This is a genomic window from Lysobacter enzymogenes (genome assembly GCF_017168095.1).
Classification (GTDB): Bacteria; Pseudomonadota; Gammaproteobacteria; order Xanthomonadales; family Xanthomonadaceae; genus Lysobacter; species Lysobacter enzymogenes_D.
Genome location: NZ_LXSD01000035.1, coordinates 1 through 16,614 on the forward strand (window position 1 = coordinate 1; position 16,614 = coordinate 16,614).

General features: G+C 71.1%; 14 protein-coding genes and 1 pseudogene. 6 read left to right on the forward strand and 9 right to left on the reverse strand.

The window, feature by feature from the left end; translation table 11 throughout:
- From A7A76_RS01020 to A7A76_RS01030, 3 genes are all read right to left on the reverse strand, one after another.
- Positions 1–2,292 (reverse strand): M66 family metalloprotease (locus A7A76_RS01020; RefSeq protein WP_206409447.1); only part of this gene is annotated, 2,292 nt, incomplete at its 3' end.
- 388 nt (positions 2,293–2,680) lie between these two features.
- Positions 2,681–3,649, reverse strand: a complete 969-nt coding sequence (locus tag A7A76_RS01025; RefSeq protein WP_206409448.1) for a patatin-like phospholipase family protein — start codon at positions 3,647–3,649, stop codon at positions 2,681–2,683.
- Positions 3,649–4,617: a helix-turn-helix transcriptional regulator gene (locus A7A76_RS01030; RefSeq protein ID WP_206409449.1), complete on the reverse strand. Its 969-nt coding sequence runs from the start codon at positions 4,615–4,617 to the stop codon at positions 3,649–3,651. Before A7A76_RS01030 ends, A7A76_RS01025 begins: the two co-directional genes overlap by 1 nt.
- A gap of 90 nt (positions 4,618–4,707) precedes the next feature.
- Here A7A76_RS01030 and A7A76_RS01035 point away from each other — a divergent pair, with 90 nt between their 5' ends.
- The 6 genes from A7A76_RS01035 to A7A76_RS01060 all read left to right on the forward strand — a co-directional run bounded on the left by A7A76_RS01035 (position 4,708) and on the right by A7A76_RS01060 (position 11,869).
- Entirely contained in the window at positions 4,708–5,298 is a 591-nt protein-coding gene (locus A7A76_RS01035) for a hypothetical protein (RefSeq protein WP_206409450.1), read from the forward strand.
- Positions 5,299–5,610: 312 nt separating this feature from the next.
- Positions 5,611–8,724, forward strand: a complete 3,114-nt coding sequence (locus A7A76_RS01040; RefSeq protein WP_277425762.1) for a molybdopterin oxidoreductase family protein — start codon at positions 5,611–5,613, stop codon at positions 8,722–8,724.
- Between the two features lie 115 nt (positions 8,725–8,839).
- Positions 8,840–9,043, forward strand: coding sequence for a hypothetical protein (locus tag A7A76_RS01045; protein WP_206409452.1), 204 nt, complete (start codon positions 8,840–8,842; stop codon positions 9,041–9,043).
- Positions 9,040–9,822: a 4Fe-4S dicluster domain-containing protein gene (locus tag A7A76_RS01050; RefSeq protein WP_206409453.1), complete on the forward strand. Its 783-nt coding sequence runs from the start codon at positions 9,040–9,042 to the stop codon at positions 9,820–9,822. Before A7A76_RS01045 ends, A7A76_RS01050 begins: the two co-directional genes overlap by 4 nt.
- 74 nt (positions 9,823–9,896) lie before the next feature.
- Positions 9,897–10,850 (forward strand): dimethyl sulfoxide reductase anchor subunit family protein, encoded by a 954-nt coding sequence (locus A7A76_RS01055; protein WP_206409454.1) that lies wholly within the window; start codon positions 9,897–9,899, stop codon positions 10,848–10,850.
- A gap of 338 nt (positions 10,851–11,188) precedes the next feature.
- Entirely contained in the window at positions 11,189–11,869 is a 681-nt protein-coding gene (locus A7A76_RS01060) for a DUF481 domain-containing protein (protein WP_206409455.1), read from the forward strand.
- A gap of 104 nt (positions 11,870–11,973) precedes the next feature.
- Here A7A76_RS01060 and A7A76_RS26160 read toward each other — a convergent pair.
- The 6 genes and pseudogenes from A7A76_RS26160 to A7A76_RS01085 all read right to left on the reverse strand — a co-directional run.
- A pseudogene (locus A7A76_RS26160) lies at positions 11,974–12,027 on the reverse strand (DUF6053 domain-containing protein); the annotation flags it as partial.
- Between the two features lie 69 nt (positions 12,028–12,096).
- Positions 12,097–13,038 carry a hydroxymethylbilane synthase gene (gene hemC / locus A7A76_RS01065; protein ID WP_206409456.1) on the reverse strand — a complete coding sequence of 314 codons (942 nt, stop codon included), beginning with the start codon at positions 13,036–13,038 and terminating at the stop codon, positions 12,097–12,099.
- 692 nt (positions 13,039–13,730) lie between these two features.
- A complete protein-coding gene (locus tag A7A76_RS01070) occupies positions 13,731–14,465 on the reverse strand; it encodes a LytR/AlgR family response regulator transcription factor (RefSeq protein ID WP_074861708.1) in 735 nt (244 codons plus the stop codon).
- A 17-nt stretch (positions 14,466–14,482) separates the two neighbouring features.
- A complete protein-coding gene (locus tag A7A76_RS01075) occupies positions 14,483–15,553 on the reverse strand; it encodes a sensor histidine kinase (protein ID WP_206409457.1) in 1,071 nt (356 codons plus the stop codon).
- A gap of 13 nt (positions 15,554–15,566) precedes the next feature.
- The gene (locus A7A76_RS01080) at positions 15,567–16,256 is read right to left on the reverse strand and encodes an alpha/beta hydrolase (RefSeq protein ID WP_206409458.1); all 690 of its coding nucleotides are present in this window, start codon (positions 16,254–16,256) and stop codon (positions 15,567–15,569) included.
- 69 nt (positions 16,257–16,325) lie between these two features.
- Positions 16,326–16,614, reverse strand: a 289-nt coding sequence (locus tag A7A76_RS01085) for a TonB family protein (protein WP_206409459.1), incomplete at its 5' end; no start/stop codon positions are given.

A 16,614-nucleotide genomic window follows, 5' to 3' on the forward strand; every position in this document is an offset into this window, starting at 1 on the left:
GGCGGGCGCCGCCGAAGCCGGGGCGGCGACGCCGGCGCCCGCCGATGCGATATCGCGCGAGATCAACACCGTCGGATTGGCCGCGATGCCCTGCCAGGCCATCGGCGTGTCCAGCAACTCCAGCTTGCGCAGCGGCTTGTCGCCGGGCACCTGGATCACCCAGGTGCGCAGGCTGTAGCTGTGCAGGGGATCCTTGGCGGTTTCCTCCACCGGGCCGTCGCCGCCGGCGAAGAACTTGCGGAATCCGCGCGGCAGCAGTTCCAGCCGCTGGCTGCCGTCGGCGTAGGTGACGCGCAAGGTGTAGTCGCAGCCCGCGTCCGAGCAGAACTTGCGGTACGGCCCGGTGCGCGGCGTGATGCTCGCGCGTTGCGCGGGATCGCTGGGATCGACGCTGAACATCAGATTGCCGACGAAGCTCAGCGGCGGATAGAACTGCGACACCTCGGGCGTGCCGGCGTAGCTGTAGGTCAGTGCGATCGCATGCACCGGCACGTCGCGGCGCAGCGGGAATTCGCCGTCCTCGGTGCTCCAGCTGCCGTTGATCAGCTTCGGCGCGTGGCCGACCCAGCGCCGCTCGATCGTGTCCCAGCGCCGGTAGCCGCCCGGATAGGCGGCGTCGGCGACGATGACGCTGTTGGCGTACGAGCGCTTGCCGTCGGCGCCGATCGTGGTGCGGCCCTCGTAGAAGCGCTGGAAGATCGCGGCGGTGTAATCGGAGAAGATCGTGTAGCGGTCGCCCTTGGCCTGATCGCCGGAGCCGTTCTGCATCGGATCCTGGCGCACGCAACGCCCTTGCGCGTCGATCGGCCGCGGCATGCCTTCGAAGGTATCGCCGCGGCAGTCCTTGTAGCGCGAGGCGGACGTCGGCACGAACGGCCCCTGGAACCGGCGCCGGTTCTGGTCGTACCCCCAGGCCGAGCCGGCCAGGCCCCCGGCGAGGTAGGGATACTTGCCCTCCAGGTAGGCGGTGCCCTGGTGCGGCGAGCCCATCGCGTGACCTTGTTCGTGGATGAAGACGCCGCCGTAGCCGGCTCCGCCGGAGCCGACCGAGAAGCCGCCCAGGCCGGCGCCTTCGACGAAGTCGACGCCGTTGAGGTCGCGCATGATCGTCGGCGCGTAGTACTGCACCCGACCCGGGGCTTCGCCGTTGGCGTCGAGCATGTTGCGCAGCAGGTTCAGCACCACGCCCAGGATCTTGAAACCGTCGCCGTCGCCGCGCGCATCGCGGGCGCGGCGCAGGAACGCGGGCTTGCCGTCCTGCGGCGGCATCACCAGGGTCGGCCAGATCGCCGCGCGCGCCGGATGGTTCTGCACCACCACGCTCGCCATCGGCCACTTGGCGTACAGCTCGTCCACCACGTCCTGCGGCGCCGTGCCGGTTTGCGAGAGCGGGAACGAATTGTCCGGCGTGGTGCCAAACAGATAGAACGGCAGCGCCCGGATCAGGGCCTGGCTGTCGGCGCCGATCACCGGCGCCTGCGGCGCGCCGGCGCGGTAGTTGTCGGCGACCACGCGCAACTGCAGCGCCGGGCTCATCCACGCGGCGGGAATCTCGGCGCTGTACAGATCGCCGGCGTAGGCCTGGCCGGCGTCCTCGGTCGGCGGCAGCGCCGACGGCGGCGCCAGCGCCAGCGCGCCCAGCGGCGCGCCGTCGGCGAAGCCTTCCAGCCTCGCGTTGGCGGCGTCGTTCGCCGACAGCCGCAGCAGCGCCAGCGCGGCGCGGCCGCCGACGGCGTGGTAACTCTCGCTGGCGTTGGGCAAGGTCCAGCTCAGGCCCTGCGCCGGCAGCACGTGGGCCTGGGCCAGTTCCAGCGAGGCGATCTCCAGCGCCGCGCTCGGCGCCTGCGCCTGCGGCGTCGCCTGGGCTTCGTTCGACGCCGCGCCGACGCCGTCGGCGTTGGCCGCGCGCACGATGAAGTAATAGGTCGCGCCCGGCGCCAGCCCCTGCACCGTGGTGGAGGTGGCGGTGAGGTTGGACAGCACCGGCGTGGCGCCCTGCCCGCCCGGGGTGGTGGATTGGTAGACGCTGTAGGTCAGCGCGCCGGGCACCGCGTCCCAGGTCAGGGCGACGCTGGCCACGCCGCCGGCGGCGACCAGATTGCCTGGCGCGGCGAGCGCGGCCGGGCCGGGCGGGGTCGGGTTGCCCGGGTTGCCCGGGTTGCCGGGGTTGGCCGGCGGCGGCCCGGTGTCGGGCCGGGGCGTCTTGCCGCCACCGCCACCGCCGCCGCAGGCGGACAGGCACAGGGCGGCGAATACGGACAGGGCGAGGGTGGTGCGGCGAAGCTGAGCCATGGGTGCGATTCCCGATTCGCGGAAAAGTGGCATCCGCGCGGCGGGCGCTCGCCTCTGCGGTTCCATCGCATCGCCCGAAGGCTACGGTTCCGTTCGCTTCGGCTGCGCCGGCCGCGCGCAAGCGGCACGACCGGCGGCGGGCTGCGGCCTGCGCCGCGGCGTTGCGCGGCCGACCGGCCGCCGCGGTCTCGATGGGTGCTATCGCCAGGTATCGATGCGCACGGACATCGCCTGAATGCCCTTGTGCCGAACTGGAACGATCCGCACACAACCGATCGGCGCGGTCGCGGCGATTCCCGGGGGGCATCGATACACAGCCCACCGAACACGCTACGCCGTCGGTGCGGCCTGGTCGGCAAGACAACGGCAAGCGCCGGCGCGCGGCGGCTCAGTAACCGGCTTTATCCAGCGCCTGCTCGGCCTGCTCGCGGCCGAGTTCGATCAGTTCCTTGGCGCGCCAGAACTCGTAGAACTGGCAGGCGTCGCGCGGGATGCGGATGACCAGTTCGGGCGGATCCAGCGCCAGCTGCACGCGCGCGATCTGCGCCTGCATGGTGTCGAGCGAGCGCGCCATCAGCTCGCTGAAACTCAGTTCGTGCGGTGGCGCGTCTTCCGTCGCTTCGGCCGGCACCGCGCGGTTGCGGCGGAACCAGCGGCTCAGCGGCGGCGGCTTGACCGAGACCAGTTGCTCGGCCGGCACCGGCGCGTGCCGCGGCACGTCGGCGCCGGCGTGGCGCCCGAGCGCGCCGGTGGGCTGGTCGGGCCAGCCGTGCATGTCCACCGCGATCAGGCGATGCGCATCGGACAAGCGCGTGGCGGTGATCGGCAGCGGCGCCAGCAGGCCGCCGTCGACCAGTTCGCGGCCGTGCAGTTCGTACGGGGTGAACACGCCGGGGATGGCGATGGAAGCGCGGATCGCGTCCCACAGGTCGCCTTCGCGCAGCCACACCTCGCGCTGGCGCAGCAAGTCGACCGCGACCGCGGTGAACTGCACCGGCAAGTCTTCGATGCGCGGCTCGCCGATCAGCTCGCGCAGCGCGTGCATGAGCCGGTCGCCGCGGAACAGCGCCGGCTGGCCGAACACCGGATCGAGCAGGCGCAGCATGTCGGTGCGGCTCATGCTGTAGAGCCAGTCGCGGTACACCGCCATCTTGCCGGCGGCGAACAGGCCGCCGACCAGGGCGCCGCTGGACGAGCCGGCGACCGCGACGATGCGCAGCCGGCGCGCCTGCAAGGCCTCGATCACCCCGATCTGGGCCAGCCCGCGCGCACCGCCCGCGCCGAGCACCAGCGCGACCGGCTCGCCGGGTTCGGCGTGGCCGGGAGACTCGCTGCGCGGTACGTCGGCGCCTGCCATCAACGGCCGTAGTTGCTCAACGCCAGTTCCAGCATGGTCTTGGCCTGTTCGCGCAGCACCACCGGCTCGACAATCTCGGCGTCGTTGCCGTAATGCATCACGTCCATCAGCAGCTCGCGCCCGGCGCTGTAGGGCACCTTGAGCTCGTAGCGGCCGTCGGGCAGGAACCGGCCCTGCTGCTGCGAATGCCAGTGCTCGTCGGCGACCCAGCGCGCCGCCTTGGCGCTGAACAGGATCGTCGCCCAGCCCTTGGGCGCGCCGGAGAAGATGCCGTAGCTCGACGCGAGGTGCTGGTCGAGTTCGTCGTCGGCGACATCGCGCGCCGCCTCTTCGCCGACCTTGGCCGCGCTGATGCGGTCAACCGAGAAGCTGCGCAGCGCATCGCGCTCGTGGTCCCAGGCGTCGAGGTACCAGTTCTCGCGATAGTGGGTCAGCCGCTGCGGCGAGACGCTGCGGCGGGTGCGCTCGTCGGTGGAGCGGGCGCGGTATTCGAACGTCAGGCGCTTGCGGTCGAGCACGGCGGTGGCGACCGCGCGGAACGCGGTTTCGTCCTGGCGGCGGGTGCGGTGCGGGATCACCCGCACCCGCTCCACCGGCAGGCGGCGGCCGCCGGCGTGCTCGTCGAGCAGCTTCTCGATGCGCTGCTGCAACGGCGCCAGCGCGTTCGACAGCACGCCGCCGCCGCTGCGCATCAGCAACTGCTGCGCGGCCAGCAGCGCGTGCAGTTCCTCCGAGCTCAGCCACAGGCCGGGCAGTTCGAAGCGGTCGCCTTCGCTGGTGTCGTAGCGGAAGCCGGCTTCGCCGTTGCCGACCACCGGTGCCATCAGGTAGTCGCGCAGGTAGGCCAGGTCCCGATAGACGGTCGCGCGCGAGCATTCCAGGTCCTCCTGGAGCCGCTGAACTGTGACCGGGTACCTGGCCGCAGTGAGAATCCGGTGCAACGCGTGAATGCGTTCGATACGTTCCATGTCGGCCGAGATATGGTGGAGTCGGTGGGGTCGCAACTAGCATGGCACCGGCCGATGCACGGCCGCCACCATCGAACCTGAGGATCCTACGTGATCAAGCCCTCAATATCCGCAACACTGGTCCCGGCGGTGCTGCTGCTCGGCCTGACCGCCCCCGGCCTGGCCTGCGCCGGGCCGAAGGAAGACGTCGTCGCCGCGGTGGACAAGTTCCTGGCCGCCAAGAGCTACCACGCCAGCATGAGCATGGGCCCCGGCCCCGCCACCGAGACCGACTTCGTCGCGCCCGACCGCATGCGCGTGAAGCTGGGGACGATGGGCGAGCAGGTCATGATCGGCAACGTCGTGTACATGACCCTGCAAGGCAAGACCACCCGGCAGCCCGCGCCCGGCGGCGGCGTCGCCGCCACCCGCAGCCGCGAGAAAGTGCTCGGCAACCTGCAGACGCTGAAGGTATCCGCGCTGGGCGAGGAAACCCTCGCCGGCGTGGCGACCCGCAAGTACAAGGTGGACAACAGCCAGCCGAACAAGACCTCCTCGACCTTCTGGGTGGCGACCGCCAGCGGTTACCCGGTACAGGCGGTCAACGTGGCCGAGGTCGGCGGCAAGACTTATACCTCGACGCTGAAGTACTCGCGTTACAACGATCCCAGCATCAAGATCCAGGCGCCGCCGGTGAAGTGACATTTGACACCGGATGCGTCGCAGCGGCTGCGACCGCGGGGCCGGACCGGCGAGGTCCGGCCTTTCTTTTTTCGACCCCGGTGGTTTCGATCCCTGTAGCGTTGCGCGGGCCCGTTGCCGGCAACGACCGACGCGATTTGTCGCAATGCGACAACGCAGCGGCGCGGCCCCACCGGCCGCGACAGCGGCGCCGGCCTTGTGTTTTTTTGTTAGCCCGACGTGACGACCACGCAGGCGCGCGCCGCGCGCACTCACAGTTGCGCGGCCCGCGCAAGCTCGCCCTGACCGGCCGCGGTGGGCACAATGCCCCGCATGCCAGGCCCACGTTCACGCCCAGCCACCAACGACCAGGTCGCCGACCCGGTCGCTGCGGACCGCCCGGATCGGCAAGGTCGCCCTGAGCCGCCGGATCGTTCCGATTCCCTGGATCGGGCCGCGCTCGATCGAACCGCCGCGCCGAAGCGCGCACCGTCGGAGCCGGCGATCGATCTGTCGCCTTCGCCCGGCGACGAGGTCAAGACCACGACCTGCTACATGTGCGCCTGCCGTTGCGGCATCAAGGTGTGGCTCACCGACGGCAAGATCCGTTACATCCAGGGCAATCCCGACCATCCGGTCAACCAGGGCGTGCTGTGCGCCAAGGGCTCGGCCGGGATCATGCAGCACTACTCGCCGGCGCGCCTGAGCAAGCCGCTGCTGCGGATCGGCGAACGCGGTCGCGGCGAGTTCCGCGAGATCGAATGGGACGAGGCCTTGTCGATCGCCGCCGGCTGGCTCGGCGCGATCCGCCAGCGCAATCCCGACGAGCTGGCGTTCTTCACCGGCCGCGACCAATCGCAGGCGCTGACCGGCTGGTGGGCGCAGCAGTTCGGCACGGTCAACTACGCCGCGCACGGCGGTTTCTGCTCGGTCAACATGGCCGCCGGCGGGCTGTACACGCTGGGCGGTTCGTTCTGGGAATTCGGCGAGCCCGACTGGGAGCATTCGCGCTATCTGATGCTGTGGGGCGTGGCCGAAGACCACGACTCCAATCCGATCAAGCTCGGCCTGGGCAAGCTCAAGGCGCGCGGGGCCAAGATCGTCGCGGTCAATCCGGTGCGCAGCGGCTATGGGGCGATCGCCGACGAGTGGATCGGGATCCGGCCGGGCACGGACGGGTTGTTCGCGTTCGCGTTGATCCACGAATTGCTCAAGGCCGACCGGATCGACCTGGACTATCTGGTGCGCTACACCAATGCGCATTGGCTGGTGCTGCGCAATCCGGGCGGCGCGGACGATGGGTTGTTCGCGCGCGATGGTCAGGGGCGGGTGTTGTGCTGGGCGCGGGGCCCTCACCCCGGCCCTCTCCCGCAGGCGGGAGAGGGAGCGCAGCGGTCGCCCTCGCCCGAAGCCCCCCCTCTCCCGCCTGCGGGAGAGGGCCGCGGTGAGGGCCGCGCGCATCCCGCCGACGCGGTCGGCATCTCGCCCGCCGTCGTCGGCGAATACGTCCTCGCCGACGGCCGCCGCGCCGTGCCGGTGTTCCATCTCGTCGCCGAACGCTACCTCGACCCGCAGTACTCGCCCGACGCGGTCAGCGAACGCTGCGGCATCCCCGCCGACACCATCCGCCGCATCGCCCGCGAACTCGCGCACGCCGCGTTCGAACAATCGGTGCGCCTGCCGATCGCCTGGACCGACGCGCACGGCCGCGAGCACGCCGAGATGATCGGCCGCCCGGTCAGCCTGCACGCGATGCGCGGCATCAGCGCGCACAGCAACGGCTTCCATACCTGCCGCGCGCTGCACTTGCTGCAGCTGTTGCTCGGCGCGATCGATACGCCGGGCTCGTTCCGCTATCAACCGCCCTACCCCAAGCCGATCCCGCCGCCGAACCGCCCGGGCAAGCAACGCCAAGCCAACGGCGCGCTGGACGCGGCGCCGCTCGGCTTCGTCCACGGCCCCGAAGACCTCGTCGTCGACGAACACGGCCAGCCGCGCCGCATCGACCACGCCTTCTCCTGGGCCTACCCGCTGTCCGCGCACGGCATGATGCACAGCGTGATCCGCAACGCCTGGGCCGGCGATCCGTACAAGATCGACACGCTGATGATGTTCATGGCCAACATGAGCTGGAATTCGGCGATGAACACCCGCCAGACCATCGGCTGGCTCACCGACAAGGACGACAACGGCGATTACCGCATCCCGCACATCGTCTACGCCGACGCCTATGCCTCGGAAATGATCGCCTACGCCGACCTGGTGCTGCCGGACACGACCTACCTGGAACGCTTCGACGCGATCAGCCTGCTCGACCGGCCGATCTCCGACGCCGATTCGGCCTGCGACGCGATCCGCCATCCAATCGTAGAGGCAGCGACCCAACGCCTGCAGGACGATCCGAAACCCCGCGACGTCCGCGGCTTCCAGTCGGTGCTGCTCGACCTCGGCGCGCGCATCGGCCTGCCCGGCATGACCCTGGACGACGGCCGCCCGCGCTATCGCGATTACGCCGACTACATCGTCCATCACGAACGCGCGCCCGGCGTCGGCCTGCTCGCCGGCTGGCGCGGCGAGCGCGGCGAACTCGAGGCCAAGGGCCCGCCCAATCCCGAGCAGCTGCAGCGCTACATCGACAACGGCGGCTTCTGGCGCGGGCACGTGCCGGAAGCGGCGCGCTACTACAAGATGAGCAACCGCGCGTACCTGGACTGGGCGCAGAAGCTCGGCTTCCTCGGCCACGCCGAACCCATCGCCTTGCAGCTGTATTCCGAGACCCTGCAGAAGTTCCGCCTCGCCGCGCAAGGCCACGGCGCGCAGCAGCCGCCGGCGCAGCATCGCGAGCGGGTCGCGACCTATTTCGATCCGCTGCCGATCTGGTACGAGCCCTTCGAAGGCGTGCAGGTCGAGGACGGCGCCGCGCGCTTCCCGCTCAGCGCGGTGACCCAGCGGCCGATGTTCATGTACCACGCCTGGGGTTCGCAGAACGCCTGGCTGCGGCAGATCGCTACGCGCAATTATCTGTACCTGCATCCGGACACCGGCGCGCGCTACGGCCTCATCGATGAGGACTGGATCGAAGTGGAATCGCACCACGGCCGCATCCGCGTGCAGGCCAAGTTCGCCGGCAACGTCCAGCCCGACACGGTCTGGACCTGGAACGCGATCGGCAAGCGCCGCGGCGCCTGGAAGCTCGACAAGAACGCGCCGGAAGGCCGCAAGGGCTTCCTGCTCAATCACCTGATCAGCGACGTGACCCCGCGCGGCGACTACGCCAACGCCGACCCGGTCACCGGCCAGGCGGCCTGGTTCGACCTGCGCGTGACGATCCGCAAGGCCGCCGACGCCGGCGCGGAAGCCTCGCAACCGCAGTTCGAGCCGCTGCCGGGCCCGGCCGCCGACGACCGACCGCTGCGTTACGGCGTAGAGTTCCGCAAACGGCGATGAAATCGCCGGCGCGCCGCAGCCGCGCCGCGCACCCGCAAGCCCGCACTCAGCCACCCCGCCAGGAAGCGACCGATACCATGACAGCCACCGCGCACCCACCGATGAGCGACGCACGATGAGGGCGGCGCGCGTGTTCGCCGGATTGTTGTGCCTGCTCGCCAGCGTCGCGGTGATCGCGCTGCTCGGCTTCGGCACGATGGACCCGGCCGCGCCGGGCGCGTCGACGCCGGCGATGGTGGCGTTGCTGCCGAGCGTGGCGCTGGGTTTGTCGGTGTTCGCGCTGGGCCTGTGGCTGCTGTTCGCAGGACGCAAGCGATGACCGCGCTGCCGCCGCCGTCGAAGAAGAAACTCGGGCTGGTGATCGACCTGGACACCTGCGTGGGCTGTCACGCCTGCGCGGTGAGCTGCAAGGAATGGAATACCGGCGGCATCGCCGCGCCGCTGACCGACGAGCGCCCCTACGGCGAAGACCCCAGCGGCGTGTGGTTCAACCGCGTGCACAGCTACGAGCTGGCGGCTGAGCCCGCCGCGGCCGGTTGCGGCGGCGGCGATGCCGCGGTCGCGGCGCAGCCGGCGATGACCCTGCACTTCCCGCGCTCGTGCCTGCATTGCGAACAGCCGGCCTGCGTCAGCGTGTGCCCGACCGGCGCCAGCTTCAAGCGCGCCGAAGACGGCATCGTGCTGGTCGACGAGGACAAGTGCATCGGCTGCAAGCTGTGCTCGTGGGCCTGCCCCTACGGCGCGCGCGAATACAGCGCGGTCGAAGGGGTAATGAAGAAATGCACGCTGTGCATCGACCGCATCTACAACGAGAATCTGTCCGAAGCCGAACGCCAGCCCGCGTGCGTGCAGGCCTGCCCGACCCGCGCGCGGCATTTCGGCGACCTCGGCGATCCCGAGTCGGCGGTGTCGAAACTGGTGGCCGAGCGCGGCGGCGTCGATCTGATGCCGCAGCTGGGCTATCGGCCGACCAACAAATACCTGCCGCCGCGGCCGCGCCGCGCCGAGGACGCGGCCGCGCCGGCGCCGCAGGAAACGCTGGATCCGCAGGCGCTGCCGGGCGTGCTGCGCTGGCTCGACAAGGTGCTGTCGCGATGACGCGCGGATCGGTTCGCCATCGCCGCAACGGCTCTTCGCTCGCTCTCGTTCGCGCCACCCGGTTTCGCTGACGCATGCATCCCGCTTTTTCGGTCATTTTCTTCACCACCCTGTCCGGCGCCGGCTACGGCCTGATGATGTGGCTGGGCGCGCTGGCGCTGCTGCGGCACGGCGGCCTCGACGGCGCGCCGGAATTGTCGCTGCGCGCGCTCGGCACGGGGCTGCTGGCCTCGCTGCTGTTGGTCACCGCCGGGCTGCTGAGTTCGACCGCGCACCTGGGCAAGCCGCTGCGCTCGTGGCGGGCGTTCTCGCAATGGCGCACGTCCTGGCTGTCGCGCGAGGGCGTGATGGCGGTGTTGACCTACGCGCCGGCGCTGGCGCTGCTGGCGTGGCTGCTGGCGCTGAGCCCGGAGCGCGCCTGGCCGGCGGCGTGGCCGGCGCTCGCCGGCGCGGCCTTGAGCGTGTGCGCGCTGCTGACGGTGGCGTGCACGGCGATGATCTACGCCTCGCTGCCGCCGATCCCGGCCTGGCGGCATCCGCTGGTGGTGCCGGTGTACCTGGCCTTCGCCGCGCTCAGCGGCGCGGCCCTGCTCGGCGCGCTGGCGGGCGGGCCCGGCATCGGCCGCGTCGCGGCCTGGGCGGTGGCGCTGCTGGCGCCGCTGACCGGGTTGCTGAAGTGGCGCTACTGGGCCGCGATCGACCGCCAGCCGCTGCCGGCGAGCCGCGGCGATGCGCTCGGCCTGCCCGGGCGGCGGCCATCGGTGTTCGAACGTCCGCACACGCAAGACAACTACCTGACCCGCGAAATGGGCTATGTGCTGGCGCGCAAGCACGCGGCGAAGCTGCGGCGGATCGGCGCGGGCTTGTTCGCGGGCTTGCCGCTGGCGCTGGCCGTGGCCGCGCTGGCGCTGCCGGCCGCGGGTGGGCTGCTGATGGCGGTGGCGGCGGTGTCGGTGCTGCTGGGCGCCTTGGTCGAGCGGTGGCTGTTTTTTGCCCAGGCGCGGCATGTAGTGACGCTTTATTACTGAGTCGGTTTCGTTGCCTGCGGCGTAGCCGGGAGGGCGCGGTCGGAGCTTGCGCAGCTCCTGCAGGGGGCAGTGAGACGGCGCAGGAAGATGAGCGCGCTTGCTTTACCGACGTGCTGACCGCGACGAACGTAGGGTTCGGGCTTTGATCAAACATCGCTCCGGCGCGGCGCCGGGGCGCGGGCGCGTTGCGGGGCGGCACGGGCGTGGTCCGCGCCCGCCGCAGAGCCGCCTCGCCGGCCGCCAGCGTGACCAAAACCTGTCCGGGGCGTGCCCGGTAGCAGCCCTGTAATCGGTTCCATGGCATTATCCTCAACCGTCCCACGGCCACTTTCCAGACGATGCTCGGTGCAATCGGGCTCGCCCTGCTCGGCGCGCCCCTGGTCACATTGCCGACGCCCGCCTATGGCGGCGACCCCACGCTGATCGCGATCGCGAGCGATCCGGCGCAGATGCGCCTGTACTGTTTCTCCACCCGCTGCGGCGACGAGGAATGGCGCACGGCGATGGCGCGCACCAGCCGCCTGCCCGACATCGACCCGGCCGAACTGCCGCCGCTGCGGCCCAACGTGGCCCTGCCCGGCCAGCAGCGCGTCGGCATCGGCGGCGTCAGCGCCCCGGCCAGTTCGCGCGAGAGCCGGGCGATGTACTCCAACGACTACCGCATCGGCACCCGCTACGGCGTCCAGGCCGTGCGCGACGGCCCGACCCAGATCGGCCTGAGCTTCGGCGCCGGCTACCGCCTGGCGCCGCTGTACGACGACGGCATCAACCGCACCGGCGCGGTGTTCCGCGGCGAACTCAACCTCGGCCAGCGCATCAGCGACCGCGCCCGCTGGACCCAGCGCGTGCAGGTCGAAAGCGGCGGCGGCGACACCTTCGTCAAGCAGTCGCTGCGGCTGGACGTGGACGTCTACCCGAACTGGAAGCTGGAAACCGACTTCGCCATCCGCCACGACAACAAGGGCGGCGGCGGCAGCGAGAGCGCCGAGAGTTCGATCGAACTGATCCGCCGGTTCTGAGCCGCAGCCGTGCAGGAGGGCCTTCAGGCCCGGTGCTCTCCGCTCAGATCGGCATTGCGCCCCGGACACAAAAGCATCGGGGCTGAAGCCCCTCCCACAATGTCTCACCCCACCAGCGCAGCAATTGTGGGAGGGCCTTCAGGCCCGATGCTCTCCGCTCACGCTCAGGTCGGCACCGCGCCCTGGACACAGAAGCATCGGGGCTGAAGCGCCTCCTACACAGCGCTTCAGTCGTCCTCGCCGGCGCCATCCAGCAGCGACGCGGCGATGAACTCGCCCGCGCCCTGCGCCAACAGTTTTTGCGCGACCTCGATGCCCAGGCACTGCGGCGCGTCGCCGCGGCCTTCGCCGTGCGCGCGCACACGGCGGCCGTCGCCGGCCGAGCCGACCTGGCCGTCCAGGCGCAGGTGCTCGCCGTCGAGCCAGGCGTAGGCGGCCACCGGCACGTGGCAGCTGCCGTGCAGGCTGCGGTTCATCGCCCGCTCGGCCTCCACGCAGGTGCGAGTGGCGGCGTGGTCGAGCGCGGCGCACAGCTCGCGCGTGATCGCGTCGTCCTCGCGGCATTCCACCGCGATCGCGCCCTGCGCCGGCGCCGGCAGCCAATGCGGCGCGTCGAGGCGGCGGCGGATGCGCGCGTCCAGGCCCAGCCGCTGCAGGCCGGCGCAGGCCAGGACGATGGCGTCGTACTCGCCGGCGTCGAGCTTGCCCAGACGGGTGTTGACGTTGCCGCGCAGGTCCAGCAGTTGCAGGTCCGGACGCAGCGCGCGCAACTGCGCCTGCCGGCGCAGCGAGGAGGTGCCCACGCGCGCGCCGGGCGGCAGGTTCTCGATGCCGTCGTGGTCGTTGCTGACGAAGGCATCGGCGTAGTCGGCGCGTTCGAGCACGGTCGGCAGGGCGAAGCCGGCATCGAGTTCCATCGGCACGTCCTTGAGCGAGTGTACCGCGCAGTCGGCTTCGCCGCGCTGCATCGCCAGTTCCAGCTCCTTGAGGAACAGGCCCTTGCCGCCGATCGCCGCGAGCGAGCGGTCCAGCACCTCGTCGCCGCGGGTGCTCATCGGCACCAGGGTCACGGTCAGGCCGGGGTGCGCGGCGCGCAGGCGTTCGGCGACGTGCTCGCTCTGCCACAGGGCGAGCGGGCTTTTGCGGGTGGCGATGCGCAGGGTCTTCATGCGCGCATTATCGCCGCTGCGGTGGGTTGGGGCCAAAGGGCGGCGCTTGGTACGGAAGGGAGCGCGGGTCGGGGTGGGTCGGGGCGCGGTTGGGCGAAGGCTAGAGGCCGACCGAGGGTTGAGCGATTGGCTCGAGGCAGTAGGACGGGCGCCGAACGGGCCTGGCTGCGCCATGCGATCTCGCTGCGCGGCTTCGGCCGCGACCAAGATTGCAGCCATGACCAAGACAACCACAACGGCCTGCGCCCCCTCCTACCGTCATCCCCGCGAAGGCGGGGCTTTAATCCAGGCAATGACTCTGAAGGCTCTGGACTCCCGCTTTCGCGGGAATGACGTGTTGAGGGATGACGCTGAAGTCTCTGGATTCCCGCCTTCGCGGGAACGACGTGGTGAGGGATGACGCTGAAGGCTCTGGATTCCTGCCTTCGCGGGAACGACGTGGTGAGGGACGACGCTGAAGGCTCTGGATTCCCGCCTTCGCGGGAATGACGAGATGAGGGATGACGTACTGAAGGCCCCAGCCGCCTGCGCCGCCGCGACGCAAGCCCCTGTAGGAGCTGCGCAAGCTGCGACCGCGACCTCTCAGCTGCGACGCAAGCGCGGTGGCGCGGTCGCAGCTTGCGCAGCTCCTACAGGGAGTTTCCGCACCGACGCCGCGATCCGCCGAATCCCGGAGTCGGCCTGCGGCCGGCTCAAAGATGCTTGAGCGTCTCGCGCAACGAAGCCACGCAGCGCCGGCTCACTTCCAGCGGCTGCTTGCCGTGGCGCAGGATCGCCTGCACATGGCCCTCGGCGTTGCGCTTGAGTTCGACGATCTCGTGCCGCGCCACCAGGCAATTGCGGTGGATGCGCACGAAGCGTTCGCCGAATTCGTCCTCCAGCGACTTCAGCGATTCCTCGATCAGGTCTTCGCCGCGGGCGTGGTGGACGATGACGTATTTCTCTTCGGCGTGCAGGTAATGCACGTCCTCGATCGGGATCAGCCGCAGGCTGCCGCGCAGGCGCGCGCACAGGTGGCTGCGCACCTGGCCCGGGGCGGTCTCGCCGTCGCCGGCGCGCTCGCGTCCGGCGGCGAAGGTGCGCACGCGCTCGAGCGCGGCGTCGAGACGTTCGGCGCGCACCGGCTTGACCAGGTAGTCGATGGCCTCGGCGTCGAACGCCGACAGCGCGTGAGCGTCGTAGGCGGTGCAGAACACCACCGCCGGGCGCGGCTCGAACGCGGCCAGGTGGCGCGCCGCCTCCAGGCCGTCGATGCCGGGCATGGCGATGTCGAGCAGGACCAGGTCCGGCCGGTGCTCGGCGCAGGCGTGCAGGGCGTGCTGGCCGTCGGCGGCCTCGGCCACCACCTCCACGTCCGGGCGTTGCGCCAGCAGGCCGCGCAGGCGTTCGCGCGCCAACGGTTCGTCGTCAGCGATCACCACTCTCATGGCCAGCCTCGCACCCTTCATCGGCTCTGCGCCTCCACCCCGGTCGGCACGTGCAGTTCGCACAGATAGTAGCCCCCGTCCCATCCTGCGGTCATCCGCGCCGTGGGTCCATAGGCATAGCGCAGGCGCTGGCCGATGCTGTGCTGGGCGTGGCGGGCGCCGGCGCGGCCCTCGGCCGGGGCCGGGGCGGGGTTGCGGATGCGCAGCAGCAGGTGGTCGCTGAGCTGGGTCAGCTCGATTTCGACCTCGCCGCCGCCGGGCAGGCGCGAGATCCCGTGCAGGACCGCGTTCTCCACCAGCGGCTGCAGCACCAGCCGCGGCAGCGGCATTTTCCACGGCAGCGGCTCGCGCTTGCGCCAGACCACGCGCAGCCGCTCGCCCAGGCGCAGTTGCTCGATCGCCAGGTAGCGCTCGGCCAGTTCGACCTCCTCGGCCAGGCTGGAATCGCTCTTGGACGCGCCCAGCGCGGCGCGGAACAGGTCCGACAGGTCCAGCACCGCGCGCTCGGCCACGGCCGGGTCGCTGCGCACCAGCCCGGCGATGGTGTTCATGCTGTTGAAGAGGAAATGCGGCTTGATCCGCGCCTGCAGGGCCTCGACCTCGGCGCGGGCGTTGGCCCGCACCTGCGCTTTCCAGCTGTCGTTGACGTACAGGTAGCGCAGCACCACGCTGACCGCGAGGATCGCGATGGCGGCGCTGCCGCCGACGAAGCGGCCGAAGCCGGTCCCGGCCGGGATCAGGCCCAGGCCGGTGATCGAGTCGATCGAATGGGTCACCGCGGCGACCGCGGCGGCGATCGCCGCGGCGGTGGCGGTGGCGATGAAGCCGCCGACCCCGGGCGGCAGCCGCGACAGTTGCTTGCGCGAGACGCACAGCAGCACCGAGATCGCCAGCGCCAGCCACAGGGCGAAGGCGCTGGAGGAGACGAAACGGCCCAGGTTCCACTGGCTGCCGTCCGGCGCCAGCGCCAGCACGATCACGATCAGCTCGGCCATGCTCAGCATGACCACCAGCCGCGGCAGCCGGCACAGGTCCGGCAGCCACGGCTCGGGCTCGCTCGCGGGAGTGCCGGTGCGCGGGTCGGCCATGGGCGCCTGCGGCTCAGGCCTGGGCGAAACGCCGGCCGAGCCAGTCGGCCACGGCCTCGATTTCCTCGCCGCAGGCCTGGTGCGCCATCGGATAGGTGTGCCATTCGACCTCGAAGCCGAGGCTGCGCAGGCCCGCGGCGGCGATCTGGCCGCCCTGGAACGGCACCACCGGGTCGTGGCTGCCGTGGGCCATGAACACCGGCTGCGCGCTGGCCGTCGGTGCGGCCTCGCGCAGCAGGCGCTCGCCCAGCGGCAGGTAGGTCGACAGCGCGATCAGCCCGGCCAGCGGCTCGCGCCGGCGCAGGCCGGCGGCCAGGGTGATCGCGCCGCCCTGGGAGAAACCGGCCAAAACCACCCGCGCGGCCGGCACGCCGCGCTCGGCCTCGCGCGCGATCAGCGCCTCGACCTGGGCCACCGACTGCTCCACGCCTTCGGCGTCGGCGCGGTTGGCCAGGTCCTGGAAATCGCGGATGTCGTACCAGGCGCGCATGCGCGCGCCGTTGTTGATCGTCACCGGCCGCACCGGCGCGTGCGGGAACACGAAGCGCACTGACGGCCAGTCCTTGCGCAGCAGCTCGGGCACCACCGGCGCCCAGCCTTCGCCGCTGTCGCCCAGCCCGTGCAGCCACAGCACGGTCCAGGCCGGCTGCGGGCCGGTTTCGAATTCGACGGTGTCCAACAGGGCGGGGGCGGCGGTAGTCATCGCGGCATTGTGGCCGCTCGCGCCGACCGCGCCAACCGCGCGGCCGCCGCGGCCGCGCTCGCCCCCGGCTCAGCGCTTGGGTTGCTTGAAGTTCAAGGTGCGCCGCGCCGGGTGGCTTGCGCCGCTGGGCTCGAAGCGCAGCCGCGCCACCGCGGCCAGCGCGGCCTGCTCGAACACCCCGGCCGGCTCGGCCGAGACCACCCGCGCCGCGCTGGTGCTGCCGTCGGGCTGGATGGTGAAGGCGACCTCGACGCTGCCTTCGAGCTTGCGATTGAGCGCGCTCAGCGGATAGCGCGGGCTGGCGTCGGCGATCAGCCGCGGCATCGCCTGGGCCGGCGCCGCCGGGCGCGGCGCGGGC